14 protein-coding genes are annotated in these 19,658 nt (G+C 49.9%); 5 read left to right on the plus strand and 9 right to left on the minus strand.

The features are described from left to right. Positions 1–767: 767 nt before the first annotated feature. Positions 768–2,591: a putative bifunctional diguanylate cyclase/phosphodiesterase gene (locus ACFQ1C_RS05090; RefSeq protein WP_379557449.1), complete on the minus strand. Its 1,824-nt coding sequence runs from the start codon at positions 2,589–2,591 to the stop codon at positions 768–770. 1,011 nt (positions 2,592–3,602) lie between these two features. Between ACFQ1C_RS05090 and ACFQ1C_RS05095 the strand changes: the two genes are divergently transcribed. Next, positions 3,603–5,630: a hypothetical protein gene (locus tag ACFQ1C_RS05095; protein WP_379557450.1), complete on the plus strand. Its 2,028-nt coding sequence runs from the start codon at positions 3,603–3,605 to the stop codon at positions 5,628–5,630. Between the two features lie 179 nt (positions 5,631–5,809). Here ACFQ1C_RS05095 and ACFQ1C_RS05100 read toward each other — a convergent pair whose 3' ends face one another. The 5 genes from ACFQ1C_RS05100 to typA all read right to left on the minus strand — a co-directional run bounded on the left by ACFQ1C_RS05100 (position 5,810) and on the right by typA (position 11,173). Further along, the gene (locus ACFQ1C_RS05100) at positions 5,810–6,700 is read right to left on the minus strand and encodes a bifunctional GNAT family N-acetyltransferase/hotdog fold thioesterase (protein ID WP_379557451.1); all 891 of its coding nucleotides are present in this window, start codon (positions 6,698–6,700) and stop codon (positions 5,810–5,812) included. A 98-nt stretch (positions 6,701–6,798) separates the two neighbouring features. Next, positions 6,799–7,236 (minus strand): D-aminoacyl-tRNA deacylase, encoded by a 438-nt coding sequence (gene dtd, locus ACFQ1C_RS05105; protein ID WP_379557452.1) that lies wholly within the window; start codon positions 7,234–7,236, stop codon positions 6,799–6,801. Further along, a complete protein-coding gene (pip, locus tag ACFQ1C_RS05110) occupies positions 7,233–8,192 on the minus strand; it encodes a prolyl aminopeptidase (RefSeq protein ID WP_379557453.1) in 960 nt (319 codons plus the stop codon). The genes dtd and pip overlap by 4 nt, the downstream gene beginning before the upstream one ends. Next, the gene (locus ACFQ1C_RS05115) at positions 8,192–9,091 is read right to left on the minus strand and encodes a virulence factor BrkB family protein (RefSeq protein ID WP_379557454.1); all 900 of its coding nucleotides are present in this window, start codon (positions 9,089–9,091) and stop codon (positions 8,192–8,194) included. The genes pip and ACFQ1C_RS05115 overlap by 1 nt, the downstream gene beginning before the upstream one ends. A 255-nt stretch (positions 9,092–9,346) precedes the next feature. Beyond that, positions 9,347–11,173, minus strand: a complete 1,827-nt coding sequence (typA, locus tag ACFQ1C_RS05120; RefSeq protein WP_379557455.1) for a translational GTPase TypA — start codon at positions 11,171–11,173, stop codon at positions 9,347–9,349. A gap of 389 nt (positions 11,174–11,562) precedes the next feature. Between typA and glnA the strand changes: the two genes are divergently transcribed. Then, the gene (glnA, locus tag ACFQ1C_RS05125; RefSeq protein ID WP_449290060.1) at positions 11,563–12,972 is read left to right on the plus strand and encodes a glutamate--ammonia ligase; all 1,410 of its coding nucleotides are present in this window, start codon (positions 11,563–11,565) and stop codon (positions 12,970–12,972) included. 150 nt (positions 12,973–13,122) lie between these two features. On the opposite strand, the gene ACFQ1C_RS05130 is transcribed toward glnA, so the two are convergent. The 3 genes from ACFQ1C_RS05130 to slyA are packed head-to-tail and all read right to left on the minus strand — an operon-like array spanning position 13,123 to position 15,660. Next, a complete protein-coding gene (locus tag ACFQ1C_RS05130) occupies positions 13,123–14,139 on the minus strand; it encodes a DUF2955 domain-containing protein (protein ID WP_379557456.1) in 1,017 nt (338 codons plus the stop codon). Positions 14,140–14,160: 21 nt separating this feature from the next. Beyond that, complete coding sequence (locus tag ACFQ1C_RS05135; RefSeq protein ID WP_379557457.1) at positions 14,161–15,210, minus strand: HlyD family secretion protein; 1,050 nt, start codon at positions 15,208–15,210, stop codon at positions 14,161–14,163. Between the two features lie 21 nt (positions 15,211–15,231). After that, complete coding sequence (gene slyA / locus ACFQ1C_RS05140) at positions 15,232–15,660, minus strand: transcriptional regulator SlyA (RefSeq protein WP_379557459.1); 429 nt, start codon at positions 15,658–15,660, stop codon at positions 15,232–15,234. Positions 15,661–15,926: 266 nt separating this feature from the next. Between slyA and glnL the strand changes: the two genes are divergently transcribed. The 3 genes from glnL to add all read left to right on the plus strand — a co-directional run bounded on the left by glnL (position 15,927) and on the right by add (position 19,518). After that, positions 15,927–17,006: a nitrogen regulation protein NR(II) gene (gene glnL, locus ACFQ1C_RS05145; protein WP_379557460.1), complete on the plus strand. Its 1,080-nt coding sequence runs from the start codon at positions 15,927–15,929 to the stop codon at positions 17,004–17,006. Positions 17,007–17,015: 9 nt separating this feature from the next. Further along, positions 17,016–18,434 (plus strand): nitrogen regulation protein NR(I), encoded by a 1,419-nt coding sequence (gene glnG / locus ACFQ1C_RS05150; protein WP_379557462.1) that lies wholly within the window; start codon positions 17,016–17,018, stop codon positions 18,432–18,434. An 88-nt stretch (positions 18,435–18,522) separates the two neighbouring features. Beyond that, positions 18,523–19,518 carry an adenosine deaminase gene (gene add, locus ACFQ1C_RS05155; RefSeq protein ID WP_379557463.1) on the plus strand — a complete coding sequence of 332 codons (996 nt, stop codon included), beginning with the start codon at positions 18,523–18,525 and terminating at the stop codon, positions 19,516–19,518. The last annotated feature ends 140 nt before the right edge of the window (positions 19,519–19,658 follow it).

Below are 19,658 nucleotides of genomic sequence, written 5' to 3' on the forward strand. Positions count from 1 at the left end.
TGCTCTTGGCTTTGGCACTTGTAGGCGCACGCTTGCTCTCGCATTACGCCGAAGGCGGAACAAAAACTTAAAGACTCTCTCGCCACGGAATACACGGAAAAATAGCGATCAGATCTGAAAGGGATCTTGATGGTAAGAGCGGGCCCTTCGGGCAGAGTTAAGCTTGAAGCCGTCAGCGATCAGCGATCAGCTAAGGAAAAACACCAAGTTTTCAGCAGTCTTACCGATACCGAAGGGGGAGTGTTTGTTGGAATAGGTAGCAATAGTCGGGCAGAGGGCACTACTCCTCCGACTCGCCGTGAATACCTCCATGTAGGCTCAACCGCGCCATCCTTGGCGCAGATGGTCGGCTGAGCAGACGCCCTCTACCTTCCCCGTCAACATCTGAGTTGCCGGTGTTTTGTTGACAACTTTTTTAAGTAGGAGTGTTCTCGACTTACGTCTTAGGCTTAAATTATGACGAAGCCAACACCAAAGAATAAACGGCTGTGATACCCTCAAGTAACTAAACACCTAACTATTGATATCTCTGAAAGCCTGCTCGGGCCATCAAGTCCCAATGTGCAGCCGAGGGAGTTAAAACTTCTGACGAGGTGCGAGCACTACAACCGTTCGAATGTCAAAAACGAGATACACCATTCGGTCTAAACACGCTTAACTGAATGGTGTTACCGCTTAGAGCCGCCTTTAAAGTCAGATTTATTCCTTTTAATTTGGAGCCAGAACTCCAACTATTACCCCTCACATAATGGTAGTTTGTGGGAGCATTACTCGGCTGTCAGTATGGCGGGTAGTGCCATAAATTCAGCCAGCGGCACCGGCCTAGAGAAATGAAAACCTTGCAACAGATCGCAGCCACGCTTTATCAAATACTCCTGTTCGGCCACGGTTTCCACTCCTTCCGCCACTACCTGCAGACCTAAGTGGTGCGCCATGGTGATAACGCCTTGGACGATAGCGGCATTATCTCGATTATGGTCGATACTCTGGATGAAGCTACGATCCAGCTTGACCTTGTTAATCGGTAGCTTACGCAGATAGCTGAGGCTGGAAAAACCAGTACCAAAGTCATCGATAGTCACCAGCACGCCAAGGTGGCGCAGAGCTTTCAGTTGTTCGATAGCCTTATCGGCACCCGACATCAGCACCCCTTCGGTCACTTCTAGCTCCAACAGGTATGGCTCCAAACCTGTTTCTTCCAGCACTCGCTGTACTTCCAGAAAAAATCCGGCACGGCGAAAGTGTACTGGGGAGATATTGACCGCCACCCCAATCCGTAGGGATGCTGGCCGGCTGGCGTTAATATCCACAGTATCCAGACAGGCCTGACGTAATACCCACCGATCGATGCCGATGATTTGCCCAGTCTGCTCCGCTAGGGGAATGAAATCATTGGGTGGCACCATGCCCCGCTGCGGATGATCCCAGCGCACCAAAGCCTCGATGCTTCGCACCTTACCGGTACGTGCATCCACCAATGGCTGATAGTAAACAACGAACTGCTCGCCTTCTATCGCTTCCAGTATTTCCCGACGCAGGGCAATATGATCGCAAATCTGCGAGCGGATGTCGCCGCTGTAAAACTGCCAAGTATTGCGTCCCTGAAGTTTGGCTTCGCGCATGGCAAAGTGGGCGTGCTGAATAAAGACCCAACTCTCCCGACTTGACTCGCCACTGGTCGTAATGCCAATACTGACGCTGATATGTAGTTGGTGTTCGTCAATAGTAAAGGGCCGAGACAACAGGGTGAGTAGGCTCTCCGCCGCTTGAATAATATCTTCTTGCTCTCGGTCTAGCAGTAGCAGGCCAAAATCGTCGCCGCCTAGCCGGGCAACCATATCTTGGGGTTGCAGCCAGGCGAGCAGCCGCTCGGCAACGGCCTGCAGCAAACGGTCGCCAATATGATGGCCGAGACCGTCGTTGACACTCTTGAATCCGTCCAGATTAATCACCAGCACCGTAATGCGCCGGGACTGATGGCTAAACAGCTGATAATTATATGCCAGCTGCGTTTCAAAGGCCGTTCGGTTCAGCAGGCCGGTCAACTGATCGTGAGTGCGCTGAAAGTTCAGTTGTTGCAGGTCGCGTTGATGCGCAATGGCTAGGGCCAGCAGTCCTGCAGCCTGAATTAGTCTGGTTTGCTCTTTGTGCGTCGGCATTCTGGGATAGCGATAATAGGTAGCAAACGTGCCCAACAGTTCGCCATCGGCGGTCAGCACCGGGGCCGACCAGCAGGAAACCAATCCTTCCAGGCGGGCATATTCAACAAAAGGAATCCAGTTGATATCCTGCTCGATGTCATCGGTGATCACTATCTCTCTACGATAGGCGCTCACCCCGCAGGTTCCAGAAGTGGGGCCGACCGGTACTTTCTGGATTCTCTGGTGGTAAGAGTCGGACAGGCCGTTACTGGCCACGATACTGAGGGTATTATCCTCAGGATCCAGCCGCATGAAGGACACCAGTGCATCGGGCAGTTGTTGAGTCACCATATCGATAGTGGCCGACAGGATATCGCCAAAGGGGGCACGGTGGGCTATTTGGTTATGAATGCTCTGTTGCGCGGCAAGAGCGTGGAGTTCTTGTTTCATAAAAACTTGAATCCATTATAAAAAAGATACAGAAACTTCCTGCTTCACGATCTGCATCCTAAACGATAAGAGTATGAAATAAATATAAATTCATTGTGGCCTGAGATTAAGAACCTGAGACGATAACGCTGCCCATAACTATCAGCTGAACATACCAAACGATATAATTCGTGAGTCCGGTTTTATTGGTTTTGCCAGCCAAACACTGTCTACTCTAGAGGGGGATATTCACGGTATATTCGATCCATAACCCAACAAAGATTGCCAGCAAGTGCACTTCTGACAATACGGCGTTATGTTCAAACAGCGCACTAGGCCCTAGTGCGCTGACAAAAACCCGCTTCTCCCCTACCCTGACACCTCAAATCTTAAATTTGCACAGATGAAAACCCATTATGCGCGTTGACCAAGTACGGCTGTTGTTTGTAAGCCATGCTAACAGGTAACTCCGTAGCATAGGGTCGGATGAAGGAGCCTGCTTCACCGACCATCACATGACAGGGACGTCATGTGTTTGAGCGCCGCATGGATGCGGGTTAAGCGTGTCGATGGGGTAGGCCCTTTGTTCGGCCTTTTACGAATGCCCCCAGACAGCAGAGCTAGCTCAGCCAGCGATCACAGGCATTTTTAGTTAGACTAGCAACTCTTTTAGAATCGCATAGACTGACTTTTGGTCATCTAAGCTAAGTGCTTCGGATGCGAATTAAGCGTGTCGGTGAAGTGGACCCTTTTTCGGCCTTTCTAGATCCGCGACAAGTACCGCTCTTTGTTTAGCTTGGCGCTTGCACTGATTTCTGTAAGATTTTACATACAAATATTTTTTCTTTGTCGTATTTTAACTAGCTCTACTTCCGTATATTCCGTGGCAAAAATATTTAGTCTCTACGTTTTTGGTACTGGTGTTATGTTTACCCTTCACACGCTTTACCGCTATTTCTAGTCACGGCTTTGTTTCCCACCGGCCTATGGGCTATGTATGATGTAAGTCTCGGATAATTAAGGGATAGTGCGATGAAGAAGCTGGCCAAATATTTGTTGGGGTTAGTGCTGATACTGCTGCTAGCCGGCTGGCTGCTGCTGAGCGTATTTGATGCTAACCAATTGAAAAAGCCGGTGTTAGGCTGGCTTAACGAACACACCGATATTGAGCTCACGGTAGGCAACCTAGAGTTTAATCCGCTGCACCCTTACACCCTGCTGGCCGAAGATGTGCAGCTAGGTGATTGGTTTAGCGCTCGCAAAGTGTATGTACAGCTGGCCAGCCTATCGCCACTTTCGGGACACACACGCATTGCCACCCTCGATATTATTGACGCCAACATAGATCTGGATAACGCCACCGAGCTGACGCTGCCCGATAATTTAGCCAATATCACCCTTGATGAACTCACTAGCACCAATTTAAGCCTAAACTGGCAAGGCTGGGAGGCCAAAGGCACCGATATCACCATTAAACACTGGCAACCTAGGCAAGATGGCGCTTGGCAGTGGTGGTCTGACTTTACACTTAATGGTCAACTGCGCCAGCTAACCCACCCCGCACTAGCCATGGCACAAATTAGTTTTCATGGCCAGGTAACGCAGCAACAATTACAGTTAGAGCGTATTCAAAGCCGCCTGTTTGACGGCTTGTTTGACTCAGGTCTCACACTAGATATCCCCAGGCAAGAAATTACCTTAACGGCGCCAGCGTTTAGCCATAACCGCGTGCAATTCGATGAGTTACCGCAATTGGCTTCCGACTGGACGCTGCTGCTGAGTCGCGCTCAATTCACCGATGTCAGCATTACTAGCCCAAAACTGACCAGTAACGGTATCAAGGGCGACATTCGCTATCTTGAGTGGCAAGCAGGTGGCCTACCCGACGCCCGTGGCCAATGGCAAGCCGATGAGGCAGTGCTAGACTGGCTGCGCCTCGACAAACACAGCGGCGAGCTACTGAGCAGCCGCGAGCAACTAGGGCTGAGCATTAACGGCCAAGCCTATGAAGGTGCCTTTAACAGCGAGCTACGTTGGATTCCACAGCAAGCGCGGCTAGATATAGACAGCCTAGCGTTACAGGGCAATAAACTTATTTGGCAGCCGGGTTTATATTGGCCTACACCCGATGTACGTCTGCATAAACTTAATATCAGCCAAGCCGAGCTGTTATCTCTGGATAGTGAGCTGGCATTATCCATATTGGGTGCTGATCTATTTATATCTGACTTGGCATGGTCTGCTGGCCAATGGCGGCCGCTAAGCGAGCAAGCACGATTAGAAGCCAGCTGGAATGAAGTTGCGTTCAGCAACCTAGTTGCCCGCCAAGGGCAAGCCAAGGCGCGGCTGGATGATACCGAACTCACTATAGAACAGCTCACCACTGAAGCATTAGACGGCCAGCTGTCGGTAAGCGGCCACCTTGGCCGCTATGCACCACACCCTGGCAAATTACTGCTGGAAGGCCAAGCGCTGGCATTACGGCCACTAAGCCGCTGGATAAATGGCGACCGCGGATTTTCGGGCACCGTCAATATCAGTGCCGCACTGGATGGTGACTTGCAGCAAGCCAAAAGTTGGCAGGGTCAGTTAGCAATAGATGGCCAAGATATTTTTATTGAAAAGGTCGGGCTGGATAGCTGGCTTAAATCACGATTAGCGGAAGATTATGCTCGTGCACGCACCGTGGACCCCGCCTTGGCGGCGCTGGATTTAACTCAAAGCGATGGCTTTATTTATCAGGTAAAGCTGGCGGGCCCCGTAACCCAAGGCCGTTGGCAGCTAGATGGCAGCGCATTACAAAGTGTGCGCCATTTACTCGCCCTACGCGGTAACGTGGACTTTGCGGGGGGCTGGCAATTACAGTTAGGGGCGATTAACGATGCCGGCTGTCGTGAGTTAGCGATTGATCTCACTGACACCTGGCGCACGCCACAGCTCACCTTGCATCAGCCCAAACTGGCCACGCCCTGCAAGCCTTGGTATAGCGGCGACGTGCTCTATCCTAACGGCGGCTTATCTGGCCCATTGATCGATGCAGTAAGAAAGCTTGGGGAGTAAGAGGTCTAGGCCGTACGCTTTACGCAGTCCATTAAGGGTAGCCATTGGGCTCGTAAGCCGCCAGATAAAACATAGAACCAAAGAAAGATACCGGGGCAAGCCCGGTAAGACGGCAGAGAGCGGTGTCTATCTATAGCTGATCGCTGACGGCTTAAAGCTGCCCTTCGGACTTTCGGACGCTAGTGCGGCAAAATCACGTAGCGGCCGTTGAAGATGGCGGATTTTTGCTCGCCGCTGTAGAGGATTACTTCAAGGTCGACTCGTACGCGCTCGCCGGCTTGTAGTGGCATCAGTTGCTCGCGCAGTCGGCCTGTTACTTCGGCTGTGGGTTCATCCCACACCGGCTTTAAATATTTAATATCACCACTGCCCTGCACAATGTCGCCATTAAGACCGAACTCCTTCATTTGTAGCCAAATAAGCCCCCAGCCGGTCAGCACGCATTGACTATAAATACTGCCCGCAAACATAGACTCATGCATGTTGAGGTTAGCCGTAAGATTAGCCTTAGTTTTAAAACGACTGCCGGTGTACTGAATGATTTTAATGCCCATTTTTTCGCTAACGGGAATGCGGCTGTGCCATTGGCTTTGCAGATCGTCGCACAGCTCTGGGCAGTGGCGGATTTGATGGATGGACGTAAGCGCTTTAATCATCTGTCGATGGGGTATTTTACCAAAGCTGATGGGGCCTTCGCCGACCACAGTAAAGCCACAGCGGCCATAAAATGCGACTGCCTCTTCGCGAGCATTCATCACTAATCGGCGCACACCTTGCTGGCGGGCAACTTGCTCTAGGGCCTGCACCATGCGCGTACCTAAGCCAAAGTCGCGACATTCGGGTACGACTGCCATAAAGCGGATTTGTGCTTCGTCGCCACTCACATAAAGACGCCCGACGGCGACTAGTTTGCCGGTGTTATCCACCATCATGCGATGCAGGGCATACTCATCAAACTCGTCTCGCTCCGAGCCCCTAGGCTGCTGCCAAGACTTGCGCAATAATTGCCAGCGCAGTTGGTAGTAAGATTCAAGTTCCGCTTCCGTTTGCGGGGTGACCACACGATACATGGTCTGCTCCTATTATTATTATTTTAAAGACCTGCCCAGACGGGCAGGTAAAGGTAGTCATGCCTGAGCAAGACCGGCAGCTGGGTTGCAATATAAAATCAGGCTTGTAGCCAGAAGGTCACTGGACCGTCGTTCACTAGGCTAACCTGCATATCGGCGGCAAAACGGCCAGAGGCCGTAGTAATGCCCTGCTCCTCGGCGGCCTTTACAAAATAGTGATACCAAGCTTCGGCCTCTGCAGGCGCTCCGGCACTAGAAAAGCTGGGCCGTAAACCGCTATTGGTATCGGCGGCCAGGGTAAATTGCGAGACGACCAATAGACTACCGCCAGCTTGACCGACATTAAGGTTCATTTTGCCGGCTTCATCGCTAAATATCCGATAACCCAGTACCTTACGCAGTAGCTTATCGGCATTGGCTTGGCTATCGTTGCGCTCTACGCCTAACAGTACTAACAAACCGGGGCCTATCGCGCCCACCGTCTCATCGGCGACCATAACCGACGCCGAGCTGACTCGTTGGATCAGGGCAATCATGGTTGTGCTAACTCCTTCGCCATCTGATCGGTCGCTTTAACCAAGGCGTCTATAATACGCGGTTCGAAGGCTGAATGTCCGGCACCCGGCACTATTTGCAGCATTAATTCTGGCCAGTGCGCGGCCAGCTCGGTGGCGGCCGCAGGCTTACAAATAGCGTCGTAACGACCATGTACCAACACGGCTGGTAGCTGTCGCAGCTTGTTAATTTGGCGAACAATATAATTTTCTTCTATAAAACAATTATTTATAAAGTAATGACACTCAATTCTGGCCAACGCTAATGCGCCGTGCGTCTCGCCGTAATACTCTTGGGCGTCGACTCTGGGGAGTAAAGTAGAAATACGTCCCTCCCAAATAGCCCAAGCGCGGGCCGCGTTTAATCGCGCCAGCTCATTGCTGCTGGTTAATAGGCGATAATAGTGATTGAGCAAATGACGAGTGTCACCTTCTAAGGGGGCTATAAAGTCTCGATAGTAATCAGGAAACAGCTGGGCTGCCCCGCCGTCAGGCTGATACAGCCAATGTAAATCTTGTTGCCTCGCCAAAAACAGCCCACGCAGTACCAAACCTCGCACCCGCTCGGTATGCTCAATGGCATAACACAGTGCCAAGGTCGATCCCCAAGAGCCACCAAATACCAGCCAAGACTCTACACCCAGCGCCTCACGAACAAGCTCTATATCGGCAATGAGTGCTTGGGTATGATTATCTGCCAACTCTGCATGAGGCGTCGACTGACCCGCACCACGCTGGTCAAAAAGGATAATGCGATAGATTTCCGGATCAAAAAAGCGCCGATGCTCGTCACTAATACCTGCTCCTGGGCCACCATGAAGCACAACAACGGGGATACCCAGCGGGTTACCACTTTCTTCTACATATAATTGGTGGCGCTCGGTTACTGACAACCGCTGCTGCTTATAAGCAGTAATACTGGGATACAAGGTGCGCATTAATCAATCTCCTCTTCAGCATCCGGGTTTATGTCTTCAAAACGTTCACCGCGCAGGCTTTCATACTCGCCTAATCCTGCCGTAATTTCGGCGCCCAGTAAGGCCACCATCCAACTGAGATATACCCATACAAAAATAATCGGAATGGTCGCTAGCGTGCCGTAAATGGCTTCGTAAGAAGGAAATTTCACAATATAAAATGCGAAACCTCGTTTGGCTATTTCAAATAATACCCCCGCGACCAAAGCGCCACAAATGGCGTGACTAAATTTAACTCGAGTATTGGGTACCACCATGTAAAACACCACAAACATCAAGGTAGATAGTATGAAGGGGAAGATGGATAACAGCTGACCGCCGAGCCCCAGCACATCGTTATCAAACACCCTTATGGTGGTGATATAGGAAGTAAGCACTAAACTAGCACCCACTAAAATCGGCCCTAGGGTCAGTATCATCCAGTAAGTGGCAAAGGCCACTGACAGCCGCCGCTTCTCAGTGGCTCGCCAAATATAGTTGAAGTTCTGATCAATCGCTGAAATCAATAGCATGGCGGTAAACGCCAGTGCGACTACCCCAACGGCCGTAGTTTTAGAGGCGTTATCAACAAAGCTTTGAATTTTTTCTTGCACCACATCGCCTGCGGCAGGCACAAAGTTAGCAAACACAAAGTGCTGAATAGTTTCTCTTAACTCGGCAAACATGGGGAAAGCCGACATCATGGCAAAAATAACCGCCAGCATAGGTACCAACGACAGCAAGGTAATGTAGGCCAAATAACCCGCTGTTACTTTGAGTCGATCGTTTTGTATTCGCGCAAGCAAAAAGCGGGAAAAGTCCCCACCATGATTGCGAATGAAGTGTAGTCTGTGGAAAAGTTGCGCAATAACCTGATTCATAACGACCTCGCTTCATCCCTAAATATTTCTATTGTGGCAAATTACCCTACCTCAGTGCCAGTCGGATATGCTTTGCCTGCATTAAATGTGAGGGGTGATGGGTAAAAAGTGAGGGGTAAGGCCAAGCCAAATCTGAAATGAGCTGTTTATATTATTTAACGCCTCACTCCTCACTCCTCACCATTCACACCTTACGTTACCCATAAAAAAAGGCGCCCTTAGGCGCCCTTTATATTTTAGCTTAGCAAGTCGAGATTAATCGCGACCAGAACGCTTACGCTCATTCTCAGTCAAGCCGCGCTTACGAATACGTAAGAAATTCGGCGTCACCTCAACCAGTTCATCGTCACCGATGAATTCTAGTGATTGCTCAAGGGTCATCTTGATAGGCGTAACCAGGGTCAGTGCTTCATCCGTACCTGAAGCACGCACGTTGGTCAGCTGCTTACCCTTAATGCAGTTAACTGTCAGGTCGTTAGCACGGCTATGAATACCGATTACCATGCCTTCGTACACTTCGGTCGCGTGGTCGATAAACAAACGGCCACGTTCCTGAATGTTAAACAGCGAGTAGGCTGAAGCCTTACCTTTACCATTAGAAATCAGTACGCCGTTAGTACGTGCACCGATAGTGCCGCCTTTGTGCGGGCCGTAATGGTCAAAGCTATGGTTCATCAAACCAGAACCTGAGGTCAGGGTCATAAACTCGGTTTGGAAACCGATCAAACCGCGTGCAGGGATAATAAAGTCGATACGTACGCGACCCTTACCGTCTGGCACCATGTCGGTCATTTCAGCTTTACGCTCGCCCAGCTTCTCCATGATGGAGCCTTGGCTAGACTCTTCGATATCTACGGTCAGGTTCTCGAAAGGTTCCAGCTTAACGCCGTCTTCTGTTTTCAAGATAACTTCTGGGCGTGATACCGCAAGCTCGAAGCCTTCACGACGCATGTTTTCAATCAAGATACCTAAGTGCAGCTCACCACGGCCAGATACACGGAACTTATCTGGGTCTGAACCTTGCTCAACGCGCAATGCAACGTTGTGTACTAGCTCAGAGTTCAAGCGCTCCATGATGTTACGTGAGGTAACATACTTGCCGTCTAGGCCAGCAAACGGTGAGTTGTTTACTTGGAAGGTCATGGTTACGGTAGGTTCATCAACCGACAGTGGTGGCAGAGCTTCAACAGCACCTTGAGCACACACGGTGTCAGAGATTTTCAGCTCGCCAAGACCAGTAATAGCGATGATGTCACCGGCTGAGCCTTCGCTCGTTTCGGTACGTTGCAGGCCTAAGTAGCCCATTACCAGACCCACTTTACCGTTACGAGTATTACCATCGGCACCAATAATGGTGACTTGCTGGTTAGGCTTAACGGTACCGCGCTTGATACGACCAATGCCGATAACGCCTACATAAGAGGAGTAATCGATCTGAGAGATCTGCATCTGCAGCGTGCCATCTTGGTTAGCATCAGGAACCGGGACTTGGTCAACGATGGTTTGGAACAAGGTGGTCATGTCTGGCTCTGGCGCGTCCACGTCTAAGGAAGCCCAACCATTGATACCTGATGCATAAATGACTTGGAAGTCGAGCTGGTCGTCGGAAGCACCTAAGTTATCGAACAAGTCAAATATTTGGTCCAATACCCAGTCAGGACGTGCGCCTGGCTTATCAACTTTGTTGATAACAACGATGGGCTTAAGACCTTGAGCAAAGGCTTTTTGCGTTACAAAACGCGTTTGCGGCATTGGGCCTTCTTGCGCATCAACCAGCAATAATACTGAGTCAACCATCGACATTACACGCTCCACTTCGCCGCCGAAGTCGGCGTGTCCTGGGGTGTCTACGATGTTGATGCGGTATTCTTGCTCGTCAGGAGAAGTCCAACGAATAGCGGTGTTTTTGGCAAGAATGGTAATGCCGCGCTCCCGCTCGATGTCGTTGGAGTCCATGACTCTGTCTTCTGCTTCGCCGCGGCTTTCTAATGTACCAGATTGCTGCAACAGCTTGTCTACCAGAGTAGTCTTACCGTGGTCAACGTGAGCTATGATTGCGATATTACGTAAGTTTTCTAACATTCCTGCCTCAAAATACCGGGGGTGGGTAAAAAGTAGTCGGTCATTTTACTCGGCCACAACGGATCTACCTAGAAGTATTGAAAATTACTGTAGGCTAGCTTTCCAAGTGGCACCGAATGCACCATGATGATCTTGCACCACAACCTAATGCACCAATAGGATCCGCAATTGCACCAAATTAGTGCAAAAGAGCCGCTTTGGTTCTCGAACACCAGAGTAAACATCATAGTGTCGAGCATTTAGCATTGTGGCACGGATTTCGCTTTGCTTTGGTTATGCTCTAAGTTGTGCTTTAAATTTCGTTTAGCTTTAATAGCTGGCAACTGATGAGTGGGTTGTTCCAACCCCTTATCAAATCATAATATGATTATTTTTGGAGGTCGAAATCCATGTCAATAGACAACGTAATGGACATGATAAAGGAACACGATGTTAAATTCATCGATTTGCGCTTTACCGACATCAAGGGTAAGGAACAGCATATCAGTTTTCCGGTCAATCAGGTAAACGACGACTTCTTTGAAGAAGGGAAAATGTTCGACGGTTCTTCCATGACCGCCTGGAAAACCATTCATGAGTCCGACATGGTATTGATGCCCGATCCCACCACTGCCGTGCTGGATCCCTTTACCGAAGATGCCACACTTAACATTCGCTGTGACATTCTAGAGCCTAACACCATGCAAGGCTACGATCGAGACCCGCGCTCGATTGCTCGTCGCTCCGAAGAATACCTTGCCGCAACCGGTATTGCCGATAACGTGCTGATTGGCCCTGAGCCAGAGTTCTTCTTGTTTGACGATGTGCGCTTTCACACCGATATGGCCGGCAGCTTCTTTAAAATTGATGATGCTGAAGCTAAGTGGAATTCAGGTCGTGAATATGCCGAAGGCAATAAAGGTCACAGACCCGGCGTAAAAGGCGGTTACTTCCCAGTTGCTCCTATCGACTCCTCCCAAGACATTCGTGCCGCCATGTGCTTGGTGATGGAAGAAATGGGTCTGACTGTTGAAGCTCATCACCACGAGGTGGCCACCGCCGGTCAAAATGAAATTGCCTGTAAATTTAATACCCTGACCTTAAAAGCTGATGAAATTCAGATTTATAAGTATGTGGTACACAACGTCGCTCATGCGTTTAATAAAACCGCCACCTTTATGCCCAAGCCACTCGTTGGTGATAACGGCTCGGGTATGCATGTGCATCAGTCGTTAGTTAAAAACGGCGAAAACCTGTTTGCCGGTGACTTGTATGGCGGCCTGTCTGAAATAGCGCTGTTCTACATTGGCGGTATTATCAAGCATGCGCGGGCGCTTAACGCCATCACCAACCCAGCCACCAATTCTTATAAGCGCCTGGTGCCAGGCTTTGAAGCTCCTGTAATGCTGGCCTACTCGGCCCGTAACCGCTCGGCGTCTATTCGTATTCCGCTGGTCAGCTCGCCTAAGGCACGCCGTATTGAAACGCGCTTTCCTGATCCAGCAGCTAACCCGTACCTGTGCTTTGCTGCCTTACTGATGGCCGGCCTTGACGGCATTCAGAACAAGATCCACCCAGGCGATGCCATGGATAAAGACTTGTACGATTTGCCACCAGAAGAAGCGGCCGAAATTCCAACGGTAGCGGTGTCGTTAGATAACGCACTGGATTGCCTAAATGAAGACCGCGAGTTTTTAACCCGCGGTGGCGTATTCAGCGACGAGTTCATTGACGCTTTCATCAAGTACAAGCGTGTTGAAGCTCAGACCATTAACATGGCGACTCACCCGCTAGAATACGATCTGTACTATTCTGTGTAAGAGCTGTCAGCGGTAAGCTATCAGCCATTAGTTAAAGAAAGTGCTGAAACAAAACAAACCTCGAGCCAAAAGCTCGGGGTTTTTTATTTGGTTGCTGATCATCCTTTGCCGTCATGCCGGACTTGCTCCGGTATCTCGCTAGACGCTCTCTCAACCAATAATTTCGTGGCGGGTGGAAGGAAAAAGGTTGAGTAGCTTGTGTACTAAATAAACACAGCACAGGGTGATCATGATGGCGAGGGTCATTGAGCTCATTCGATATAGAGCGCTATAGACTAAGTCATGCTCCGCCGACACGTACTGGCCAAAGAGAATGCCCACCGTGGTCAAGCCGGCAAAGCCCACTCCGGGCGCCCCTTCTTTGACATGCAAGCGCGCAAACACCATCACACACAGCCAAAATGACAAACCCAACAACACTAGGTTGTGATAGTGACTGTATAAAAACAGTTGGGTTAGCAAACCCAGCGCACAACCTAGCAAGGTACCCACGCAACGCTGTCGGCCCGATTGAACCGCCCCCATAAAGCTCATGGGAAACAACACCAGTACGGTGGCCGCCTGAGCAGAAAGCGAGTCCACCAGATCTAGTGTTTGAAACACCGTAAAGCTTAAAGTGGCCACGATGGCACCCAACAGCGCCTGATGGCGGATCATATTATCACTCTTGGCAGGTAACGCTCGGGCAACGGGCGCCTCTTTGTTAGGCAAGAAAGCATAGGCAATATACGCCAGTGCCACCGCCAACACAGAAGCCATTATATTACTCATGGCCATATCGGCGAGATCAAAATGCTCATAGCTGGAGAAATGCAGCATTATGCTCAGACTGACACACCCTGATGCACCAAATAGCATAAGCGGTCCTTTGGCCATCAACATAAAACGGCCTAAAAACAAGCAAAATACGATGATGGTAAAGGCGGGGGGCCAGTTATGCAGCAAGCCCGGAAGCACCATGATCTCCAGTGAAGTGACCAAAGACGAGCCAATAAATTGCAAAGTGATAAAGCGATTTAACACCGGCACCATGCCTAGCAATAACATGGGGTAGACGGTAAAAAAGACGCCAAAGTTCCAGTTCATGAGTTTGCTAATCAATAAACCGGCAGCACTGGCAAAGGCAATGCGAAAACAAATCCGCAATCGATCCGATGTTAACTCCATAGTTTGTTCCTCAGCCCGCGCTTAGTACAAATAACGCAGCAAACTCACTACACGCGCCTGCATCACGGCTAAACCATAAAAAATAGGATTATCAACAGGATACAACTGTACCGTGGCTTTGGCACCCGTCGCTAACAACGGCCATTCTTCATCTAGCGCTATGTGTGTACGCAGACGTTGGGCATCGCGCACCCAGCGATCTGAGTTAACCGGCTGTGCCAACAAGCCATCGGCCGCCTGCTGCCCCTCTCTTACCCCGCTATCAATGCTAGTCACATGACCTTCAAATACCTGGCCGGGTAAAGCATCAAATACAATGTCAACGGGAGTACCGGCGGTAACATGGCGCAGGCTCTTTTCTCGTAAATCTGCGCTCACCCAGCCCTGATTAGAAATAAGCGCTAATAATGGCTGGCCTGCGGTGGCATGCTGTCCTTGCCGTAGCTGCAGGTTACCAATACGTCCGGCACTTTCTGCCCGTACCTGAGTACGCTCTAAGTCTATGCGTGCCTGGCGCAGTGCAACTTCAGCTTGTTGCACCATAATTCCCGCCACAGCGACCCCCTGCTCGACTTCTTGCCGGCGAGCTCGTGCCACAGCACTAGCTTCACGCGCGAGGCTGACTTGAGTATTAGCTTGCTCTAGTTGCTGCAGTGACATGTGCCCTTGGCGATGCAATCGCGCAATGCGCGCCGCTTCTCGCTCTTGCTCTTTCGCCTGCAACTCACTTTTATGCAACTCGGCTTTTACTTCCACCAATACAGAGTTGGCCTTTTTCTCCTCGGTACGCGCCTGGCCCTGTGCTAACTCACTACGGGTTACGGCTAAGACATAATCACTATCATCTAGTGCAAACAATACCTGATTAGGTTCAACTGCTTGGTTGTTAACGACGAACACCTTGCTCACTTGGCCTGACACTCGCGCCGATACCGGTACCACATAGCGCTGAATACGCGCTTCCGTGGTCATCGGCATGTAATTATCGGCAATTACAAAATAAGTGAATAGTAGAAAAAAAGCGCTAAGCGCAATTTTTACCCAGCGATTAAAGCTCTGCTCTGGCGTCATTGGTACCTCAAAGGGGGATGATTATTTGTGTTCGCAAAGTTGGTGCAAATTTTGACTAATATGCTCTGCCACTCGACTGAATTCTTTAATGTCCTGCTCACTTAATCCCGCCAGCACCTGATCTCGTGTATGGTCCAACACAGTGTCCATCTCGGTTATCAACGTGCGTACATTAGGCGTCAGATGTACCGTCTTACCACGCCTGTCATTAGGACAAGGTCGACGTTCCACTAATCCTAGTTGCTCAAGGCCATCTAAGGTGCGTACCAGTGACGGGCTTTCTACCCCAATCAGCCGAGCCAATTGATGCTGTTGCATGCCGTCTTCATATTTTAGGTGACTGAGCGTAATCCAGCGACTTTGCGTCAATTTCAAGGGCTTAAGGCGTTCATCGTTGATCCAACGCCATTGTCGAACTAGATAAGATAAGGTCATTCCCAAGGTCTTCATTGCTACCTCTCAAATTAGTTAGCAAGCTAATTATATTCCTGCTAACTATACCTCGCAATAATTTTACTGTTTTTTCTCTCCTCGTTAATTTATTGCACGCTTTTTGCATTCTTCTATTTAGGAGATAGATGAAAATATTTATGCATCGTGCGCTAACGCCAGTGGGCCTTGCTTCTACAGCCCAGAGCCACTTAAGGAAACAAATGAAACATCCGCGCAATGCACTACAATGGTGCAAATACAGATAAGAGGGGACGGCTAAAAGCATGGGATCTCAACCTAACGCACACGCTATTATTGATAGTTTGCTAACTGCGGTACTAGTCGTTGACGCCGATCTGCACGTACATTTTGCAAATACCGCCGCCGAACAGTTGCTGCCCCTTAGTAAACGCCGACTACAAGCCATACCGCTCAACCTAGCAGACGAAGATATTTCGCTGGATATGAACCGTATCAAGCTGTGCATTGCAACCGAACAAGGGTTTACTGATAGTGAAGTACGCTTAGTTATTGATGGTACCCCTCGCTGGGTTGAAGTTAGCGTTACTCCTATTACTCTGTCTTTAGCGGCAGCAGCGTCGAGCCATACTCAAGCACTTATTGAATTAAGGCTCATTGACCAGCAAAAAAAAATTAGCCAAGAATTGCACCAGCGTACACAACAGCAAGCAGCTCGAGAGTTAGTACGGGGCTTAGCCCACGAAATAAAAAATCCACTGGGAGGCTTGCGCGGTGCCGCTCAGTTACTAGAGCGGGAGCTGCCTCGTGCCGAGCTAAAAGAATTTACTCAGTTAATTATTGCTCAGGCAGACCGCTTACGTAATCTAGTAGACCGACTACTAGGCCCACAGCGCTTAGGCGAGCGTCAGATAACCAATCTACACTCGGTACTTGAACAGGTACGTCGTTTGGTGGCGATAGACCTTCCGTCGGATATTCGTCTAGAGCGAGATTATGATCCCAGTATTCCCGAGTTTGAGATTGCCCCTGAACAGTTACAACAAGCCTTGATCAACATAGTGCGCAATGCCATCGAAGCGTTACAGCGCCATGAGCAGGGGCGCGGTCATATTATATTAAAAACTCGCACCGCTTTTCAGGTGATGCTACAAGGCCACCGCTATCGACTTGCTGCCGAAATTCGCATTATTGATAGCGGCCCCGGCATTCCCGAGTCACTACGCGACACCTTATTTTACCCCATGGTGACAGGACGAGAAGGTGGTACTGGATTGGGTTTATCTATCGCCCAAGATTTAATTCACCAACATCAGGGCCGCATAGAGATCCAGAGCCGCCCGGGGCGTACCGAATTTATTATTTACCTGCCGTTACGGCGTTAGGAAAGTCTTATGAGCAAACAAGTATGGATAGTGGACGACGATAGCTCCATTCGTTGGGTGCTAGAACGAGCATTGGCTCAGGCCGGCTTCGACTGCCAGAGCTTTGCTAACGCAGAAAGCTTACTGGCCGCGCTACCCCACGGTCAGCCCAAAGCAGTGGTATCCGATATTCGGATGGGAGAAATAGATGGCCTCACCTTGCTGAGCGCCATTCATGAGCAAATACCGACGCTACCAGTTATTATTATGACCGCACATTCTGATTTAGACAGTGCGGTAAACGCTTATCGTCATGGTGCCTTTGAATACCTGCCCAAGCCCTTTGATATTGACGACGCAGTAGCTCTGGTGCAAAGAGCAGTCGCGCATTTTGCACAAACCAGACCGACAACAAAACCTGTCGACTCCGCGACGATCAATACCCCCGAGATCATTGGCGAAGCACCGGCTATGCAGGAAGTATTTCGTGCCATAGGTCGTCTCGCTCGATCTTCTATCTCGGTGCTGATTAATGGCCAAAGCGGCACCGGTAAAGAACTCGTTGCCCAAGCGTTGCACAAGCACAGTCCTCGCGCGGACCGGCCCTTTATTGCACTCAACATGGCGGCGATCCCTAAAGACCTTATTGAGTCTGAATTGTTTGGGCATGAAAAGGGGGCTTTTACCGGTGCTAACAGCATTCGCCAAGGTCGGTTTGAACAGGCAAACGGCGGAACGCTATTTCTGGATGAAATTGGTGATATGCCCCTCGATGTTCAAACTCGACTATTAAGGGTGTTATCTGATGGACAGTTTTATCGCGTGGGAGGTCATCAGCCATTAAAGGTAGATGTGCGGATTATTGCCGCCACTCACCAAAATCTAGAGCTGAGCGTTACCAGTGGTGATTTTAGGGAGGATTTGTTTCATCGGCTAAACGTGATCCGTATTTTAATGCCGAGCTTAAAGGATAGGCGCGAAGATATCCCCAAGCTCGCCCAGCATTTTTTGGCACAAACCGCCCAAGAACTTAGCGTGGATGCCAAGAGCCTGCATCCGGACACCGAATACTATCTACAGTCTTTACCTTGGCCAGGCAATGTACGCCAATTAGAAAACCTATGCCGCTGGCTGACCGTAATGGCATCAGGCCAAGTCGTGCTAATCGGTGACTTACCGCCCGAGCTAATACTCGAGCTGCCGCCCTCAGCAGTTAATAGCGAGCACAGCGACAGCGGGAATAGCTGGCAACAGGCGTTAGCATCTTGGGCCGAGCAGCAGCTGGCTAACGGTAGGCAAGACTTACTTGCCGATATTTTACCCGCAGTCGAGCATATCTTGCTCGACTGCGCCATGGCTCATAGCCAAGGACATAAACAAGAAGCGGCCAGACTGTTAGGCTGGGGCAGAAATACCCTAACGCGCAAGCTTAAGGAACTTAAGACCTAAGCTGTGATACTTGTAGAGTTATAAGCTAAACGTGTACCAATACTAGAAGGGATCATCCCTCACTGTATTTAATCAGGAGCATGCCATTATGATCGACTCACGCTTGCCACTGCTCGATCTGCATCGTCATCTCGATGGTAATATTCGCCCCGCCACTATATTAGACTTAGGGCAGCAATTTAATATGTCACTGCCTGGCACTAATTTAGAATCGCTGCGCCCCCATGTCCAGGTGCTAGATAATGCACCCGATTTAGTGTCGTTTCTCGCCAAGCTAGATTGGGGTGTGAAGGTACTGGGCAGTTACGATGCCTGTCGCCGGGTGGCCTTTGAAAACGTTGAAGACTTACAGACCGCTGGCATCAACTATGCTGAGCTACGTTTTAGCCCAGGATATATGGCAATGACCCATGGTCTCGATCCCCAAGGCGTAGTAGAAGCTGTATTGGATGGTGTAGCTGCTGGCAGCCGTGATTTTTCCATTCCGGTTAAGCTAATTGGCATTATGAGCCGCACCTTTGGCCAGCAAGCCTGTGAGCAGGAACTAGCCGCCTGCTTGGCCTATAAAGATAGATTAGTCGCCATGGACTTAGCCGGTGACGAATTGAGTTTTCCTGGTGAGTTATTTACCGAGCACTTTAAGCGCGTACGCGACGCGGGCTTACAGATCACCGTGCACGCAGGAGAGGCCGCTGGCAGTGCCAGCATTTGGCAAGCGATTAAAGAGCTAGGCGCCAAGCGTATCGGCCACGGCGTTAAAGCAGTACAGGACGAGTCGCTGCTCGATTATCTAGCCGAGCACCGCATCGGTATTGAATCCTGCCTTACGTCTAATCTACAAACCAGCACGGTTGCCAAGCTAAGCCATCATCCCATACACCAGTTTTTGGCCCGTAATATCATGGTGTGCCTCAATACCGACGACCCAGCAGTACAAGGCATAGAGCTACGTCACGAATACACAACCGCCGCTCAAGCTGCGGGTTTAACATCCAATCAAATTCGTCGCTGCCAAGAAAACGCGCTGGAAATGGCCTTTATTAGCAAAGATGAGAAAGCGGCTTTAATATCCAAGATCAGCTAATACGAGATAGGGTCGCTACGTCATGCTGAACTGGATTCAGTATCGGTAGATCGCAAAAGACGTCCTCTTCATTCTTCACCTTTCTGCAGACGAAAAAAAGCCCGACTCTTTCGAATCGGGCTTTTTAATTGGGTGCCTGG

The organism is Oceanisphaera ostreae (assembly GCF_042676125.1).
Lineage (GTDB): Bacteria > Pseudomonadota > Gammaproteobacteria > Enterobacterales > Aeromonadaceae > Oceanimonas > Oceanimonas ostreae.